The organism is Colwellia maritima, assembly GCF_022669015.1.
GTDB lineage: Bacteria > Pseudomonadota > Gammaproteobacteria > Enterobacterales > Alteromonadaceae > Colwellia > Colwellia maritima.
Genome location: NZ_JAKKSL010000006.1, coordinates 209,426 through 226,633, shown reverse-complemented (window position 1 = coordinate 226,633; position 17,208 = coordinate 209,426). Strand labels below are relative to the sequence as shown.

General features: G+C 38.4%; 11 protein-coding genes and 5 pseudogenes. 4 read left to right on the top strand and 12 right to left on the bottom strand.

Features of this window, described 5'->3' with window-relative positions; translation table 11 throughout:
- Positions 1–31 precede the first annotated feature (31 nt).
- A pseudogene (locus tag L3081_RS23640) lies at positions 32–767 on the top strand (AzlC family ABC transporter permease).
- Entirely contained in the window at positions 764–1,078 is a 315-nt protein-coding gene (locus L3081_RS23635) for an AzlD domain-containing protein (protein WP_242288755.1), read from the top strand. Before L3081_RS23640 ends, L3081_RS23635 begins: the two are co-directional and overlap by 4 nt.
- 209 nt (positions 1,079–1,287) lie before the next feature.
- Here the strand turns inward: L3081_RS23635 and L3081_RS23630 are convergent.
- The 3 pseudogenes from L3081_RS23630 to L3081_RS23620 all read right to left on the bottom strand — a co-directional run bounded on the left by L3081_RS23630 (position 1,288) and on the right by L3081_RS23620 (position 7,071).
- Positions 1,288–2,665, bottom strand: a pseudogene (locus tag L3081_RS23630) (TolC family protein).
- A 49-nt stretch (positions 2,666–2,714) separates the two neighbouring features.
- A pseudogene (locus L3081_RS23625) lies at positions 2,715–5,876 on the bottom strand (efflux RND transporter permease subunit).
- Positions 5,877–5,885: 9 nt separating this feature from the next.
- Positions 5,886–7,071 (bottom strand): annotated as a pseudogene (locus L3081_RS23620) (efflux RND transporter periplasmic adaptor subunit).
- Between the two features lie 155 nt (positions 7,072–7,226).
- On the opposite strand from L3081_RS23620, the gene L3081_RS23615 reads away from it, so the two are divergent.
- Positions 7,227–8,171, top strand: coding sequence for a LysR family transcriptional regulator (locus tag L3081_RS23615; RefSeq protein ID WP_242288753.1), 945 nt, complete (start codon positions 7,227–7,229; stop codon positions 8,169–8,171).
- A 59-nt stretch (positions 8,172–8,230) separates the two neighbouring features.
- Here L3081_RS23615 and L3081_RS23610 read toward each other — a convergent pair whose 3' ends face one another.
- The 6 genes from L3081_RS23610 to L3081_RS23585 form a co-directional block, all read right to left on the bottom strand.
- Positions 8,231–9,325, bottom strand: coding sequence for an OprO/OprP family phosphate-selective porin (locus tag L3081_RS23610; RefSeq protein ID WP_242288751.1), 1,095 nt, complete (start codon positions 9,323–9,325; stop codon positions 8,231–8,233).
- Positions 9,325–9,948: a DUF4956 domain-containing protein gene (locus L3081_RS23605; protein WP_242288749.1), complete on the bottom strand. Its 624-nt coding sequence runs from the start codon at positions 9,946–9,948 to the stop codon at positions 9,325–9,327. The genes L3081_RS23610 and L3081_RS23605 overlap by 1 nt, the downstream gene beginning before the upstream one ends.
- Before the next feature lies 1 nt (position 9,949).
- On the bottom strand, positions 9,950–10,855 hold the full coding sequence (locus tag L3081_RS23600) for a polyphosphate polymerase domain-containing protein (protein ID WP_242288747.1): 906 nt from the start codon (positions 10,853–10,855) through the stop codon (positions 9,950–9,952).
- A 120-nt stretch (positions 10,856–10,975) separates the two neighbouring features.
- Complete coding sequence (locus tag L3081_RS23595; RefSeq protein WP_242288745.1) at positions 10,976–12,787, bottom strand: CotH kinase family protein; 1,812 nt, start codon at positions 12,785–12,787, stop codon at positions 10,976–10,978.
- Complete coding sequence (locus L3081_RS23590) at positions 12,765–13,667, bottom strand: lamin tail domain-containing protein (protein WP_242288743.1); 903 nt, start codon at positions 13,665–13,667, stop codon at positions 12,765–12,767. The genes L3081_RS23595 and L3081_RS23590 overlap by 23 nt, the downstream gene beginning before the upstream one ends.
- Positions 13,668–13,879: 212 nt before the next feature.
- Positions 13,880–14,032 (bottom strand): hypothetical protein, encoded by a 153-nt coding sequence (locus L3081_RS23585; RefSeq protein WP_242288741.1) that lies wholly within the window; start codon positions 14,030–14,032, stop codon positions 13,880–13,882.
- Between the two features lie 16 nt (positions 14,033–14,048).
- On the opposite strand from L3081_RS23585, the gene L3081_RS27525 reads away from it, so the two are divergent.
- The gene (locus L3081_RS27525) at positions 14,049–14,171 is read left to right on the top strand and encodes a hypothetical protein (protein ID WP_274620734.1); all 123 of its coding nucleotides are present in this window, start codon (positions 14,049–14,051) and stop codon (positions 14,169–14,171) included.
- 182 nt (positions 14,172–14,353) lie between these two features.
- On the opposite strand, the gene L3081_RS23580 is transcribed toward L3081_RS27525, so the two are convergent.
- From L3081_RS23580 to L3081_RS23570, 3 genes and pseudogenes are all read right to left on the bottom strand, one after another.
- Entirely contained in the window at positions 14,354–14,668 is a 315-nt protein-coding gene (locus L3081_RS23580) for an EF-hand domain-containing protein (RefSeq protein WP_242288739.1), read from the bottom strand.
- A 108-nt stretch (positions 14,669–14,776) separates the two neighbouring features.
- Positions 14,777–15,438, bottom strand: a pseudogene (locus tag L3081_RS23575) (response regulator).
- 9 nt (positions 15,439–15,447) lie between these two features.
- On the bottom strand, positions 15,448–16,929 hold the full coding sequence (locus L3081_RS23570; protein WP_242288738.1) for an ATP-binding protein: 1,482 nt from the start codon (positions 16,927–16,929) through the stop codon (positions 15,448–15,450).
- Between the last annotated feature and the right edge of the window lie 279 nt (positions 16,930–17,208).

Genomic DNA, 17,208 nt, shown 5'->3' with positions numbered 1-17,208 from the left:
AACTGTTAGAAAAACCAACAACAGGCTCACTATGTCTTTTAATAGAAAACAAGCGGCGTTAAAAATGATCCAAAAAGGTGTATTGGCTATGTTGCCATTAAACCTAGCTGTTTTGCCATGGGGCATATTATGCGGCTCTTTATCGATTCAACGTGGCTTTACCGTTTTAGAAGCGTTGTTAATGCCTATATTAGTTTTTGCAGGCGCCGTACAGCCGGTAGTGATTGAATTAATAAATGATAACACGCCCTTAGCTACTATTTTATTTACAGCGTTGATCATCAGTTCGCGACATTTTTTGTATGGTTTAGCCCTTAGAGATAAGTTGAAAAATCTCCCTTTAAAATGGCGTGGCAGTTTAGGTTTTTTACTCACCGATGAACTATTTTCCTTGTCTGGAGGTAAAAAAGCCTACCAAGGCAAACTGCAACTCATTTATGCGATAAGTGCCGGGGGAGCTTTTATTTATGTTGGTTGTTATGGAATATTATTGGCATTGTTGCAGGTAGTTATTTACCAGATTTAACGAGTATAGGGCTAGATTTCGCCATAGCCGTAACATTTATCGCACTAGTTATTCCTTCAATTACTAATTTAGCGATGTTAGTCACCGTTGTCGTTGCGGTATCTTATCAGTGTTATTTAAACTATTAAACTGGGAATTAGGTTTAGTGATCGCGTCTCTTATCGCCATGTATTGTGGCTACCTTACTGCAAATAAACAATCTGCGAGAAAGAGAATAAATAACAAAAAGGAAAGCGTATGACTCTGTTAACCATAGTGTTACTAGCTTGTATCACTTTTGTCAGTCGGTATTTATTTTTACACCCCAAATTACCTATACGTATTGGGGCCAAAACTACGCATTTTTTAAGCTTTAGTGCTCCTGCTGTTTTAACCGCCATTTGGGTGCCTATTGTTTTTATACAAGAGAATAGTTTAAATATCAGTATCACTAATCCTTATTTGCTCGCAGCAACAGTGGCAATTATTACTGCCTATAAAAGTCATAGTGTCTATTTAACTTTAGGTATTAGCCTTGCTGTTTTTGTGTTGCTTAGAATGGTACAACTATAGCAATACTTATTTTTATCTTATGTGCTGTAATGGTATCGGAGTTGCGCGATCAGAATAGTGTCATTTTGATGTTTAGAAACAATTCTCTGCTCATCGTTTATACTAATAAACAGTAATAAATAGGGGCAGGTATACATTATTTAAAATGTACCTAACCCTAATTAATGTTATTCATGCACATAACAGGTGAGATTTAGCTTATTCAACCACTACAAGCTAGCTAACGCATAGCTCCATCTGCCATTAAAGGCGTGATAGGCTTCAACTTTAGCGAGTAATGATGAAATTGATGAGTCAACGGCATTTTCTTGCGCGGTTAGTACGTCTTGTCTGGCATCTAACAATTCTAAGTAAGGAATTTGTCCTTCCTCGTACATAGCTTCGGCTTGCAAAAAGGCATTGTTGGCATGAAAGTATCGGGATTTCGCGTAACCTTGCTGCGCGCTTTCTTTAATAAGTAGCTGTAAAGAAAGCTCGCTTTCGCTGATTGCGCTTAATACCACTTGCTTATAGTCACTGTAGGCTGCATCACTTAACAATTGCTGCGCATCACGTTGTGCTAGTAGCGCCGGGTAACTTAATAATGACCATTCGATTTGCGGCGCAATTTGCCATTGTTGTTGCGTGTTAGAAAAATCATTATTTCCTAAACTTAAAACTCCAAGAAAAACCACTTAAGCTGACATCGGGCAGTAATGCTTTGCTCGCTGCAACACTTAATGAATAGGCCTGGCTAAAGTCATATAAAGCACGGCTAATGTCAGGACGTAACGCAATGGCATTGCTTGGCTCGTTTAAGGTAACGTTTAGCGGCATGTTAATCAGATCTTGTTCGTTTTCCATCTTAATATCACTGGCTAGCCGACCCGTTAATAAGGCAAGAGTGGAAATATCACGATACAGCTGATATTCAATTTCAGGCAATATCGATTGTTGTTGGCTTAATTGTGCACGGGTACGATTAAGATCGAGTTCGCTAGCACCGCCTTCTTCAACACGGGCAGTTAACACTTCAATACTTTGCTGTAAGGCTTCAATTTGCTGAGTAATAATGCCTTGTTTCTGCATGTTGCCTTGATAACTTACAAAACCAGACACCACTGAAGAAATGACTTCAATTTTTAAATGTCGTAATTGTTCTGCTTGGCTCATTGCAGACGCATCAGCGGCATCAATTAATGCTGAGATACGACCAAACAAGTCAAGCTGCCAATTCATAGCAAGGTTTGCACTTGACTGACGCGTAATGGTTTTATCAATACTAGTGTTACTTGATGCTGCTTCCAAACCTCCTTGGGGGAAGTATTGGGATTTTTCGCCACCAAGGCGCGCAATAGCACTTTCTAATTGCAATTGGCTTGTTTTCAAATCATGGTTCATTGCCAGTGCGTCAGTCACAAGTTGATTAAGCCGGCTTGAGTTAAATTGTTGCCACCAGTTAACTTCGTCTTGACCTGCTAACTTTGGTGCTATTTCAGCTTCGTCAATAAAGCTTTGCAGTTTTTGTTGGTATTGGTTTTCGTTAATGCCGGCTGCACAACCCGATAAAACAGTGCCTAACAATGTAGCGCTAACCAATAACTTCATTTGTTGATAAAGCTCAGTTTTTTTAGGTGTTTTAGATGCAGTGCCCATGTTATTTTATCTCCAAAGCGTTTTTCTTGTCAGAGTTTCTTTTGTTAGAAGTAACCAACATATAAAAAACAGGTGTAAACAATAGCCCAAATACTGTGACGCCAATCATACCTGCAAATACAGCGTTACCCATGGCATGTCGCATTTCTGCACCAAGACCTGTTGCTAGCACTAAGGGAACAACACCCGCAGTAAAGGCAATTGACGTCATTAAAATAGGGCGTAAGCGCATACGACATGCTTCAAGTATTGCTTCTAAGTGCGATAATCCTGTCTGATGACGGTCTTTTGCGAATTCGACCATTAATATTGCATTTTTAGAAGCTAAGGCTACTAACACAATGAGCGCTATTTGCGTGAAAATATTATTGTCTGATCCCACAAACCATACACCTAATAATGCTGAGAATATGGTCATTGGTACGATTAAAATTATCGCTAATGGTAAACGTAAGCTTTCGTATTGTGCTGCAAGTACCATAAATACTAATAAAACTACTAACGGGAAGATATATACCATGGTATTGCCGCCAGTACCTGCTGATAAGTTACTTCTGTCCATTCATATTCAATACCTGCAGGTAGAGTGTTGGCGAGTACTTTTTCAATAGCAATTTGGGCTTGATCTGAACTGAAGCCGGGTGCAGGGCTACCGTTAAGCTCGGCACTTGGATAACCGTTGTAATGCATGACACGATCTGGCCCGATGGGCGGCGTTACGGTTAATACAGAACCCAATGGCACCATATTTCCCACACGGTTACGTACTTTAAGGTTAAGTATTTGCTCTGGTTCTAAACGATAGTCGGCATCAGCTTGCGCATTGACTTGATATGTACGTCCAAACATATTGAAATCATTCACATACATTGACCCTAAGTAAATTTGTAAGGCGTCAAATACTTCGTCTAACGGAATGCCTTGAATAAGTGCTTGCTCGCGGTCAATATCAATATCCATTTGTGGTACTTGAATACGGAAGCTTGAATACAGCCCCATTAATGCCGGATCTTTTTGTGCGCTTGCAATCACCGCTTGCAGACTATTAAATAATGCTTCAAAACCTTTGTTTGCACGGTCTTCAATTTGCAATTTAAAACCGCCAGTGGTTCCTAAACCTTGAATTGGTGGTGGCGGAAATACCGCGACAAATGCTTCATCAATGGCAGCAAAGCGTTGGTTTAATTGTGCAGCGATTGCCATTGCCGATTGGCTTGGGTCAGTACGCTTGTCAAAACTTTCAAGTGGTGTAAAAACTATACCGCTATTGGGGCTGTTAGTGAAACCATTGACAGATAAGCCAGGGAAAGCAACTGTATGAGCAACACCAGGTACTTCTAACGCTATTTTTTGCATTTGAGAAAGTACTTCTTGGGTACGGTCAAGGCCGGCTGCGTCTGGCAATTGGGCAATACCAACAAGGTATTGTTTATCTTGCTGTGGAATAAAACCACCTGGTACCGTATCAAATAACTTAAAGGTGCCGCCAAGTAAGGCAAGGTAAGCCACCATGACAACAACTGTCATACGAATTAATTTTTGTACTAATTTCTCATAGCCTTTAGCGCCCCGATTAAATACACGGTTGAATGGTTCAAATAACCAACGACTGAATAATGTATTCAATAAGCGAGTAAAGGCATCGGGTTTTGCGTTATGAGGCTTCAATAATATTGCCGCTAAAGCGGGCGATAGAGTAAGTGAATTAAACGCTGAAATAATGGTTGAAATGGTGATAGTTAGTGCAAACTGTTTATAAAATTGGCCAGATAACCCTGAAATGAATGCCGTTGGAATAAATACTGCGCATAATACCAAAGCAATCGCAATAATTGGTCCTGTTACTTCATTCATGGCAACGCGAGTTGCTTCAAGTGGCGATAAGCCTTTTTCTATATTACGTTCTACATTTTCTACTACAACAATGGCGTCATCCACCACGATACCAATGGCGAGTACTAAACCAAATAGTGATAGTGTGTTAATAGATACCCCTAACCATTGCATTACTGCAAAGGTACCGATAAGTGAAATTGGTACGGCAATCAAAGGAATAATAGACGCGCGCCATGTTTGTAAAAAGACAATTACCACAATAACAACGAGTGCAATGGCTTCTAATAACGTCGTTATTACCGCATCAATTGAACCACGAACAAATACGGTTGGGTCGTATACAATGTCGTATTCAACACCACTAGGGAAGTCTTTTGACAAACGTGCCATGGTTTCACGTACTTGGTTTGATAATTCAATAGCATTAGAACCAGGGCGTTGGAAAATTGGCATAGCAAGGGTCAAGTTGGTTATCAAGTTCAGCGCGTAATGAATAAGAATCTTGACCCAAATCTACTCGTGCTACATCTGATAAGCGAGTTAGCTGACCTTGTTCACCCACTTTAATAATAACCTTTTCAAATTCTTCAATGCTACTCAAACGACCTTTAACGTTGAGCAATATTTGAAATTGATTATCGTTGGAAATAGGCTGTGCCCCAAGACTACCAAGAGCCACTTGTTGGTTTTGAGCACGAAGCGCTGACACAACATCGCCCGCTGTTAATTTACGTGCGGCTAATGCGTCTGGGTTTAACCAAACACGCATTGAATATTTACCACCACCAAACAAACGCACATCACCCACGCCAGGTAAACGTGCAATCTCATCTTTAATGTTTAAATCAGCATAGTTAGACAAATAAACAGTATCATGAGTTTTCTTAGGCGAATATAAATGAACCACCATAGTTAAATCAGGTGATGACTTTTCTGCTACCACTCCAAGTCGCTGCACTTCTTCAGGTAATCGTGGTAAAGCACTGTTTACACGGTTTTGTACTTGCACTTGCGCGCGATCTAAATCAGTACCAAGCGCAAAAGTTACCGTTAAGGTCATGCGACCGTCGCTAGTACCTTGAGAAAACATATACAACATGTTTTCAGTACCATTGATTTCTTGTTCAAGTGGAGTGGCTACCGTTTGAGCAATAACTGTTGGATTAGCACCAGGGTAGTTAGCCGTTACCACGACGGTTGGTGGTACAACTTCAGGGTACTCACTGACGGGAAGTTGGAATAGTGAAATTCCGCCACCAATCAAAATAATGAGTGACAATACCGCCGCAAAAATAGGGCGTTGTATAAAAAAATGTGAAAAATTCATGAGCAGTTCTTAGTATTTAGCAATCAAGTTAACGTCGTCAGTGACAGACTCCGGTGTTGATTCAGGAGTAGACTTAGGTTCAGACAAGGTAAATGCGATATTAGTCGAATCAATAGTGATGTTTGTTGGGTTAATTGGCATACCAGGTCCAACACGTGCCGGACCATTAACAGCGATTATGTCGCCTTGAGTTAAACCAAACAGTAATGGCACGTAGCTTTCCATAACGTTCACCCACTTCTACTAATTTATATTCTAAAATATTGTTTTCACCTACTGTCAGTACAAAACGATTCTTCAAATCTGTACCAATAGCACGTTCAGGTACAAGAATTTGATTTGAAATAGCCGTAGCTGCCAATTTTATACGGGCAAAAGAACCTGCACGAAGTTGATTTTTTATTTGATTATTATCTTCAAAAACAGCACGTACTCGTAGCGTACCTGTTGAGGCATTAATTTGATTATCTATAAAATTAATATAGCCGGTATGAGGAAAGTTTTTTTGTCCTACATTTTGCATAACCACTTGTTGTTTACTTTCGGCGGTAACATTTGCGAAAGAGCTATTCCAAGTACGTTCGTCGATGTCAAAGTAAGCATACATTTCATGATTAGAAACGATAGATGTTAAAATACTTTGCCCTGCAAGTACGTTATTTCCACGGGTGATATTTGCTCGTGATATTACACCGTTAATAGGTGAGCGTATTGACGTAAATTCTAAGTCAAGTTGAGCAGACGTTAATTGTGCTTGCAATGCAGCAAGTTGTGCCTCTCGTTGAAGTAAGGTAGATGTGCGCGACTCGGCCTGTTCTGTTGAAATAGCTTTTCGTTCAGTTAAGCGTATGGCACGTTTTGCTTCGCTTTGTGCTTGACTCAATAACGCTTTAGCACTGAGTACTTGTGCTTCTAAGCTTGCAACAATTGCAACAAAAGGGCGGTTATCAAGTTGGAACAATAGATCGCCTTGTTTTACTTCATCACCTTCTTTAAACGATATGCGTTCAATAACACCCGAAACACGGGGCATTAAAGCCACTTCTTCAGGTGACTCTAAACGACTGGTATAAACATGCCAATTCTGAACAGGTTTAAATAACACTTCAGCTACATCAATAGGCTGCAAGGGTTGTTGCTGTTGTGCTGCATTGTTAGCAGGCTCTTGTGTGCAGGCTGTAATTACCAACGTCATAGTAAAGATGGTAATAGCAATGATTTTTTTAGTCATGGGGGAACTCCTTAGGATAATGCTGCGCATGATACGCAATAATTTGTTGACGAAAAATAGTGGTTTTTTAAATTCATTAGTGCGAAAATGGCAACAATAAATTTAAAAAAGAGCAAAGTATGGATACAACCAGTCGATTGTTAATGTTACTAGATGTTGTTGAACAAGGATCATTTGCAAAAGCAGCAGAAAATAGAAATGTTGATCGTTCAGTTATATCAAAACAAATTAATAGATTAGAAGATGAATTAGGTGTTCGTTTATTAAACCGAACCACACGGTCTTTCTCACTTACCGCTGCGGGTGCAGAGATGATAAAAAAAGGTGGTGAACTTCGTCTATTATTGAATGATACAGTAAGGCTTGCTGAAAACTTTCATCAAGAGCCGCGAGGTGTATTAAAAATATCTTCATCAAGTATTATTGCTAAACAATGTTTACAGCCTGTGATTAATGACTTTCAAAAACGCTTTGAACAAGTGGAAGTTGAACTCAATGTAAATGATCGAATGGTAGATATTGTGGCAGATGGTTATGATTTAGCTTTCCGTGTTGGTGACCCCAAAGACTCGACTTTAATTGCGCGAAAACTGGCTAGAAATCGTTTATGTATTTTAGCTTCACCTGATTTTATTGCTACTTATGGTATGCCACAAACTATTGATGAACTGGCAGCTTTGCCTGCGGCAAGTTATGCAAGTAATGCGATAAGAGCGACAAGTATTAAATATGTTAATAATCAAGGTGAGCCTGTAGAGAGGGTTATAAAGAGTGTTTTTCGAGCAAATGATGGTGAAATATTGCTTTTAAAAGCGCTTTCAGGTACTGCATTTGTTGTGGCCCCCGCGTTTCTTCTACATGATGAGGTAATAGAAGGACAATTACTGCCAATTATGACAGACATTAAATTATTAGAATTTAGTGCGTTATATGCAATATATCCGCATCGTGACCTGCCTGTTCGAACTCGGCTGTTTCTTGATGCTGTGCGTGAATATATTGGTACAGATGTTCCTGTTTGGGAACGTAAAATACCAAATTTTGATAAAATGTATCAAGGGTAAGTCATTTAGAATAGTTCAAACTTACCCTCAGACTTATTAACCCGAGTTGAGGCTTATTACTAAAACGTGTATTGTGCTCGCAGTAAAACCGCGTCACCATTTTCTGTTATACCATTGATTGTAGAATCGTTATCTACTTGCTTAGTTTTAACATAGTTGGCCATAAATTTAAGGTTTTTATTTACAGTATAATTTACGCCAACTGTGTATGTTTGAACCTTGTTGTTTTCCTCAAGCAAGTCAAATTGACTATATCGGTCGGTGATTTCCCAACCAGGTGTGATGATATCGTCAATTTCACCTTTTTTATATTCTCGGTTTTCTCCTGAAAATTGGTAACTTAATTGCAAGTAGCCGCCTTGGTACTGATATTGTTCGGAATTAATATCAGTTACTTTGTTTTCTTGCCATTCAGCCGTTGTAGTAAAGCCATGTTGCTGCCATAAAAATTCAACACCTTTTAAAGAAACATCTTCAGCGAATAATTTTGTACCCTCTATTAAAGAGTCAGAAAAGTTGACTTCAAGCGGTTCATTTATACGATATTCACTACCATTAAGATCGCGTTCGCTAAAAGCGAAACCAAGGTGAACTAAATTATTGTTTTGTTGCCAAGGAACCCAAGTTAGCCTCCCTGTAACTGCAGAGCTACTTTGGGTTTCATCAGGTTGAAAATAACCTAGTTGCCATGTTATTGATGATAAATCACCTGATAAATTGGCTCCAATAGAGCGTCCAGGGGCAAGTGCTTCGCTTGTTATACTGCGTTCCATCATCATATTGTTACGTGAACTGGTTAATTTTTCTAAACCAAAAGGTTCTTTTTGTTGCCCTATGGTTAGATCAGCCCATTGCCGGCCTTTATATCGTAAGTAGGCATCCTTGATTTCCGCTGAGTCATCGGCAAAGCCTAATTGTAATTTTGTTTTCCAATTCTCATCAATGTTAGTTTTAAAGCTCAGTCGAGCACGACGAATACCTGTTTTGTCAGGATCATCGTCATTTTCTAAAAAAGTATCATCAAATTGATTGTGATCGATCATCACATAACCGCTGATATCAACATCATTGTTTTTTGCTAATAATACGGGGCTGATTACAATGCAAGATATAGCAACAGTGGCTAGTTTTGTTAAATGATTAGTGTAGTTCATTAGATTACCTCTAGCTCGGTTGAACCATTAGTTGAAGTATCTAGTTGACCTGATTTATGTGGAATATATCTTATCGTTAATTGCGCAGTATCACGCAGAAAGTCAATATGTTCAATTTCAACCATTTCAACTTGTAACCCAGTTCTTATTCTTAAGTCCTTAATCAGTTTACTTCTATTTTCAGGCGTTATATTTTCAATGCGCTCATAGCAAACACTTTGGCTAAGATAACGTTTGCCCATGATGCTTGAATCAATGACAAACGCGAGTGCACAAATTACTCCGTTAAGCGTCATTAAATTTACTAAGCTCATTTGCCCAACGGAGGTTAATAAGGCGATGGCCGTGACTAAAAATAGGTATGTCATTTCTTTAATAGAAATAGACTCAGTTCGGTACCTAAGCATGGTGAAAACGGCGAATAAGCCAAAAGCAAATTCCATCGACATATCAACACCATGAAGTAGGTAAGTAATGATAAATACGCCGACACCAAAGAGAATGAAAGAACCGGCGACCGTTGAATTTTTACTCACGCGATAGTAGCAGGCATAACACAATAAGATTAATGAAAATAGGTTTACGATAAAACGGGAAACGAAAAGAAGATCTAATTCAGTCATATTAATTACTCTTTAAAAAGGAAACGTGCTCGATACGGTTAAAATGTTTTATACGAGATAAAATGGGTTTAAATCGATTAGATTTTATGGAGGATTTATATAACAAGGCACAGCCGATGCAGTACTTACTAAACGTTGTGGGAAAAATATTATTGGCGCTCATTAATTGATAAAAAGGGGAGCGTTTAGATATTTTTTGTTGTTTTAGTTCGGCAATAAAAAAACCAGGTAGTTTTACTTTATTGTTGCCTCGACGGTTTTCGTACCACAGGTCAAAATCTAAGGTGAGTCGTTCTGCCTGAGCTTCATTAGCCAGAGCAATACGTTGATAGCCACCTTGTTGATTAATATCTAAATTACTCAAATCTAAGTCATCTATATCCACTTGTATCTGTTCATTAATAAAATTTACACAGCGGGCGTATTCAGTCTCCTCACCGGTTAGTTTCATTCGATTTTTTATCGTACGTTTTTTGTTATTTTTCAGTTTCACTTCTAAAAATTCAGTGTCGGTGTCAATATAACGACGTCGTCTGACTTTGTAGCGGTTTAATTTGCCATTATGATGATCTTGATAAAGACTCATATCAGGTGTGTCAAAATACTGATTATGGTAACTAGAAATACGATTATTATTGATTTCAAGTACACTGTAATACTGTTTTAACTGCAGGAGTAAATCAGGTAAAAATGTGATTGGTAATACAAATTTACTATCGACTCTATTCATTAAATTAGCATTTTTAAGATCGCTTAAACCATAACTGGTAAATAACCTTAACGCGTCATTTATCGACTGACAGTTAACATCTGTAGGTATTTCAATTTTATTTTTACATTCTGAATCAGTGGGTTGACTAAAAAAATTCGCATTAAGATCACGATAGCTCGATTGTATGTTTTGCATTATTTTCATCGCTTATTTGTCAGTTAGTTGCATTTAATTAGATATGGTTAAATTAAATGCAAGTGAAGGTTTGTTGGCAGAATTGAGGTGTTGTCTTTTCTGCCAACCGGTTAGAAATAATTACCCTCCAGGAGGGGTACCTGGACCTCCAGGAGTACCAGGGCCACCAGTACCATTGGTGTTACCACAAAAGCCACTACCATCACCCGCACTAGGTAGTTCACCCAGTAGTTGTTTGGTCATGTTGTCTACGCGGTAGTTGATAAATTCCGTTAGCCCAAAAAACTGCCCGACGGTAGATGAAAGATTTTGTTCGAACAGAGCTGTGCCATAAAAAGCACTGGGGTCGTTGGCAACATGTGTTTGAATTAAATCAGCAATATTGGCAACACGAGTACTAAAAACATCACTCGATAAAGGACCCTCAATAAGTTGCCATAAATAATCATGATACTTTGTTAGATTGGCTTGGTCAGCAAACACGTTGGCAATCAATGGTCTGGTTGAAAGCGCGCTTGTAGTAGGTTCATCTATATAAAGCTCCCTGATATCTACGCCTTCACATCCCATAGCAAACGTGCCAAAAGATTCATTAAAATCCCATGGTAATAAACTGAATGTTCCATCTTGTTCATAAATATAGTAGTTGTGGGCAAGTGAGCCGTGATAGCTATCTAAGTTGGATAAGGCTACGCTCACTGACATATATCTAAGCAGTCCATCAACATCAATGACATCCGTTGAGCCATCTGATAATTTTTCAACAAAATTAATAAATGCGCCATTATCTGTGGTGTCTTCGTTGCTTTGTAAATTTATATCGCTGTAGCTACCAATATTGGCATTTATCCATTGTAAATCACTACCCACACCATCAGGTTTATAAAGATCACCGTTTGCATTACTAAAATTATTTTCGATAAATTCGCCATCAACCGCTTCAACCATCAGATATAAACCGAATAATTCACCGTTAACATAGACATTGACATAAGCATGTTCCGGTGTTGCCACGCCCATTTCTGCCAGTAAATCATAGGCGATGGCTTCGCGCATATAAGAAGGGTCGTTATAGGAATTTTGTAAGGTAAATTTTTTCAGGCCAAAGAATTTTTGACCATCAACATATTCATTAATGTCAATTTTAAAGCTGTATCTGTCGCTGTTTGATTGTGCAACACTGCTTAGACTTGAATTACCTTTAGTGCGGATGGCGACGGAGTCAAGTGTAACGCCATTAAAGGTGATACTTGTTTCGTGGTATTCTTCATCTAACGGATTGGCTAAAATGTCTTGCCAATTTGCAGTAGAGATATTGAACGATAGATCATGTACTACCTCAGCATTAAATGCGCTCGCTAATTCATTGGTGCTATCTTTAGACGGCGTTAGCATATCCTTATCCCAACTACGTTGGTTTGTTTGATCATTGCTATCATTAGTGCTTGAGGTATAACTTAGTCCATGACTTAAGCCATAACTAAATCCCGCCGGCACATCGCTGTTATCCCAATCAATGTAATCAACAGTTTCATCGTTAAGTAATAAACTTAATTCGTCGTTTTTACCAAGTTTAAAGGGTACATAATAAGTACCAGGGTCAACATCTGTGGCATAAATAACAATAGTTTCATTAGGCGCTAATACTATATCGGGCAAACTTGCGGGTTCGATATCATCGCTTTCATCAATTATTTGATAATCTGCTAATGAGATATTGTTGGTGCCGCTGTTATATAGTTCAAACCAATCCATGCCATCATCGAGTGCATTCGCCATGACTTCATTTATCACTAACGGGCCGTGCAGTATTGTTTGGTTACTCGCTACAGGTGACGGCGTAAGCGTTTGTGTACCATCACTACCATCAGGAAAACGGCCATAACTTGTTCCGATAAGCGCTTGCCCTTTACTCCAAATTGAGTTGGTCAATTAGATCATCTCCTAGATATAAACTGAGCTGATCATTGGATCCTAGTTTTAGGTTAACCTTGTCTATGTTGTCTACTTCATCTGTTGTCGCATAAACGCGATAAAATTCGCCGGCAGAAAGGTTTACATTGGGTAAGGTGAACAGTTCGTTATTTTCATCTGCAACAGTGTAATCACCTAAATAAACGGAGGAATTTCCAGAGACATAAAACTCAATCCAGTCATATCCATTATTGCCGTCTTTTGCCATGATTTCATTGATACGTAACGAGGCATTTTCATTTACGATGGCGTCACGAACGACCGTTTCTTCAGTACTTGCTTCTTGGTTAGCTTCGCCTGGAGTGGGTGATAACGTTTGAGCGTTATTTGTGCTCTCTGTACCCATTTCATAATTTAATACACCATAACTTGTTCCTTGAAGTGCATCACCGTCTTGCCAATCAAGACTGTCTACTTGAACACCGTCATTAAAGAGCGTTACTGCATCATCACTGCCCAACTTAAACGTAACGTAATAGCCATCGGTTGGGGCTGTATCAGTTTCATCAATGGCTTGAATAACAATAAACTCACCTTCTACTAGCGTTACATCTGGCAATGCTTGTGCACTATGGTTCTCATTATCATCCACTAGGCTATAACTTGATAAGTTCACTGTGCCTGATACGGCATAAAGTTCAATCCAGTCGTTACCGCCATCGGCTGCATTAGCAACAATTTCATTAATAATTATGACGGGTGTGGTAGATGTGTCAGGTGATGCAGGTGTTGTGGTTTCGGAAGAATCAGTTTCATCACTAGAACTAGAGCCTCCACAACCGAACAGCAGGGTGCTGCTGAGTAATAAAGAATGCGATAAAAGGGTAAAGTATTTCATTTGTATCTTCTTTTAAATTCATACGAGACAGGTATTTTATGAAGGGATAGTGCAAACAATGTGCAACAAATAAGGAACATGATACGTATTTAAAATTTATCTTGTTATCAGGAGGATGAATGTCGACCTTGTAATTGAAAAAAGCGTTATCTCAAGTTAAAGATAACGCTCATATCAACATACGTTGGATTTAAACAAATAGGATGTGATTTTTACGCAGTCGTATTGATAATTGAGTCACCTTCCTCAACATTAAATTTTTCAAATACTTGAGCTAGGATTGATTGCTTATCTTCATCGCTTAGCTCATTATTGGTCTTGGCGGCAAACTTTTCTTCCATCAGTTCAGTGAGGTAATCAACCATTGAGGTTATTTCTTCAGTGCTTTGTTTAGGTGGCGGTGGTGGTCTATTACCTTCGCCAGATACATTAGCTAAATCACCAATACTTTTAGCATCAAAACCTAACTCTGTTAATGATGTTTCTAATGCGGCACTTGGTTGAATACCGGCTTCTGCAAAGGCTTCTACAATACTAGTTGCAGCTTCTTGAGTTAAATTATCAGCATCAAATTGAGATAAGGTGTCCGTAATGAATGATTGTTGTTCTTCAGTTAAACTTTGCTCAGTTCTTGGCCGGCGGTGGGGGCGGCATTGACATACCTGAATTGATTGAACTAACCATGATTAATTTTCCTTACGTTTTTGTGGTTGCGGTGGCTTATGATTGGTAAATTCATCGTTACTGATGACGCCATTGTTATTGGTGTCAATAGCATCAAATATCGTTTGATGATCACCATGAGGAAGTTCATGAGATGAAAATTCATCAAAATGAATATCCCCATCTTGATTTAGATCTAATGACTCAAAAGTAGGTCTTGGTGGTGGATCATTTCTGTCTGGTGGGTTGTTTTTAGCTTGAACTAAGCTAGATACTGAAATTAATAGTATGCTAGCTAAAAACAACTTGATGTATTTATTTATAAAAAACTTGCTCATAAAAACTCCTGTTACTTAATATATTTATTTCAAAACAAGGTTAACAAGAGAAGTTGCAAACAATGTGCAATAAATGAGGAAGTATAACTTTTATTTCAATGTGATTTTTTACAAAACTAAACGATAACCGCCATAAACCGATTGTATCCAGTCTTTACCATCACTAATATCAGCGAGTTTTTTACGCAATTTTTTTATATGGCTATCAATGGTTCTATTATTAACAATACGCTGATCTGAATACATATTCTGCATCAATTGTTCTCGGGTAAATATACGCTCAGGCTTGTTTGCTAATGGTTTTAATAACTGAAATTCCACGGAAGTTAGAGCCACTTCATTTTGATGAAAATTGACAGTAAAACGATGTTCATCAAGCTGTAGCGTATCAATATTACATTCAATAGTTTGGGTTCTTCTTAAAACAGCTTTAACTCGGGCAACCACTTCTCTTGGGCTAAATGGTTTGCAAATATAATCATCAGCGCCTAATTCTAAACCTAATAATCGGTCTATTTCATCTACTCTTGCGGTCACCATTAAAATAGGTACATTGGAAAATTGGCGGATCTCTTTGCATAGATCAATGCCATTTTTACCTGGTAGCATAATGTCGAGTAAAATAACGTTAGGCTGATGTTGCTTTACCCAATCAATTACTTCATCACCATGATGAATTAATTGAGGCAAATAATCGCTCATTTTGAAATAATCAGCGAGTAGGTTAGCCACTTAATTTCATCTTCTACTATCAATATTGAATGTGCCATATCTGTTCTCTACTCTAGGGGTAATGTAATAATTATAGCCAAGCCACCAAGTGTTGAGTGTTCAGCGGTAATCTCCCCTTGGTGTGCCGGCAAGACAATATGGCGACAGATAGATAACCCTAACCCTGAACCACCTGTTTTTCTATTTCGTGAATCTTCAACGCGGTATAAATGTTCAAATAAATGCGCTAAATGTTCATTATTTACACCTGAGCCATTATCTTCAAACTTGATTTCTACCATCGGTCTAATATTTATATTTTCTAAGCGCACGGATATATTAAGTAGTGATGCCGATGAGTACTTAACACAATTATGTATTATGTTTTCAAACAGTTGACACAAACGGGTTTTATCAGCATAAATTGCTATGTCTTGTTCGCTGTTATCAAACTGCAATGTAATGCCTGCATCGGCTAAGTAACTACGGTATTTTTCCAATTCGCTTTGTATTAAACCGATTAATTCTTCGTGTTGCTTGCGGTAACGCATGCCCCCTATGTCGGCACTTGTGAGCAAATTTAAATCATCAATAAGTCGTTGTAGATGTTTAACTTCGTCATTGGCAGAGGATACATTATTTTTGGTTAACGGTCTGACTTCATCCAACATGGCTTCTAACTCCCCACGTAGAATAGCAACAGGGGTGCGTAATTCATGTGATATATTGGCTAACCAACGTTTTCTTGCTGTGTCATTTGCTGCTAATGTTGTTGCCAGTTCATTATAATCTCGACTTAATTCACCTAATTCATCTTGTCTTTTTAAATCGACGGTTTGTAAATAATCCCCTTGGGTCAATTTGTGCATACCTCGAGTAATGAGTTTGATGGGTTCAACCACATGACGTGCCAATGGTAGGGTTAATAGGGCCACAAGGATCATTGCTATTAAGGCAATAATCCATAAATATTGATGTTGCTGTTGTATAAAATCAAGCTCATATCCCTGTGTGAGATGATTACGTTTAGATACCGCCAAAAAGCCAACAACCCTATTATCTACAATGATGGCTGTTTTACTGTAGGTTAAATTTTCGAGGTATTTTCCAACGACAATAGTTTCATCGGCATCTAGTAATGCATGATGAGCCTGCCCCTCTCCATTTGGTGGTGGCATTCTTCTGTCAAAGTCCTGCCGTTCAGAGGCAACGCTTTGGGAGGAACTCATTGGTTTTGGTTCCGGACCACGAAAAGGCCTATGTTCAGGAGGAGGTCCTTGTTGTTTTGATGGAAATTCACTACTGAATAACTGCGCCGAAATAATACGGCGAAATTTTTCGTGCTTACCAAGCAAGCCTTGCCAACTATCTTCTTTTTTATATTGTGCAGCCAGTTTAATTACCACGGGTTTTAATGCTTCTATTTCTTTGGTATTAACATAGTCAACCATGCCTTTACCAATACTCCATTGCATCAAAAACACCAATATGGTGACTAATAACAAACTAAAGCCAAACAATATCAAAAATAACTTATTTTGAATTTTCATTAAAAACAAAGACCTAAACTATATAAAAACGGCATTTAACCTTAAGTATAAATACAGCCCAACACGAATAATTATTTATCATCTTAACTAAACAATGTGCAAACTATGTGCACAAATAAAGATATTATTGATGACTCAAAAAAAAGTTACTATGTTAATCATAAGCCATTCTATCTATCTTTAATTGTACGAGCTACTCCATTACTGATAAGTGCCTAAACTCCGTGTGAAAAACTGCCATAATTTTGCTCTAAACCTAGAATAGATCAAATTCTAAAT

What these genes read in the sequence shown, in the direction of transcription:
- L3081_RS23615 (WP_242288753.1), top strand. Translation starts at nt 7,227, where the DNA reads ATGGATACAACCAGTCGATTGTTAATGTTACTAGATGTTGTTGAACAA.
- L3081_RS23580 (WP_242288739.1), bottom strand. Translation starts at nt 14,668, where the DNA reads ATGAGCAAGTTTTTTATAAATAAATACATCAAGTTGTTTTTAGCTAGC.
- L3081_RS23585 (WP_242288741.1), bottom strand. Translation starts at nt 14,032, where the DNA reads ATGGTTGATTACCTCACTGAACTGATGGAAGAAAAGTTTGCCGCCAAG.
- L3081_RS23635 (WP_242288755.1), top strand. Translation starts at nt 764, where the DNA reads ATGACTCTGTTAACCATAGTGTTACTAGCTTGTATCACTTTTGTCAGT.
- L3081_RS23605 (WP_242288749.1), bottom strand. Translation starts at nt 9,948, where the DNA reads ATGACTGAATTAGATCTTCTTTTCGTTTCCCGTTTTATCGTAAACCTA.
- L3081_RS23590 (WP_242288743.1), bottom strand. Translation starts at nt 13,667, where the DNA reads ATGAAATACTTTACCCTTTTATCGCATTCTTTATTACTCAGCAGCACC.
- L3081_RS23610 (WP_242288751.1), bottom strand. Translation starts at nt 9,325, where the DNA reads ATGAACTACACTAATCATTTAACAAAACTAGCCACTGTTGCTATATCT.
- L3081_RS23570 (WP_242288738.1), bottom strand. Translation starts at nt 16,929, where the DNA reads ATGAAAATTCAAAATAAGTTATTTTTGATATTGTTTGGCTTTAGTTTG.
- L3081_RS23600 (WP_242288747.1), bottom strand. Translation starts at nt 10,855, where the DNA reads ATGCAAAACATACAATCGAGCTATCGTGATCTTAATGCGAATTTTTTT.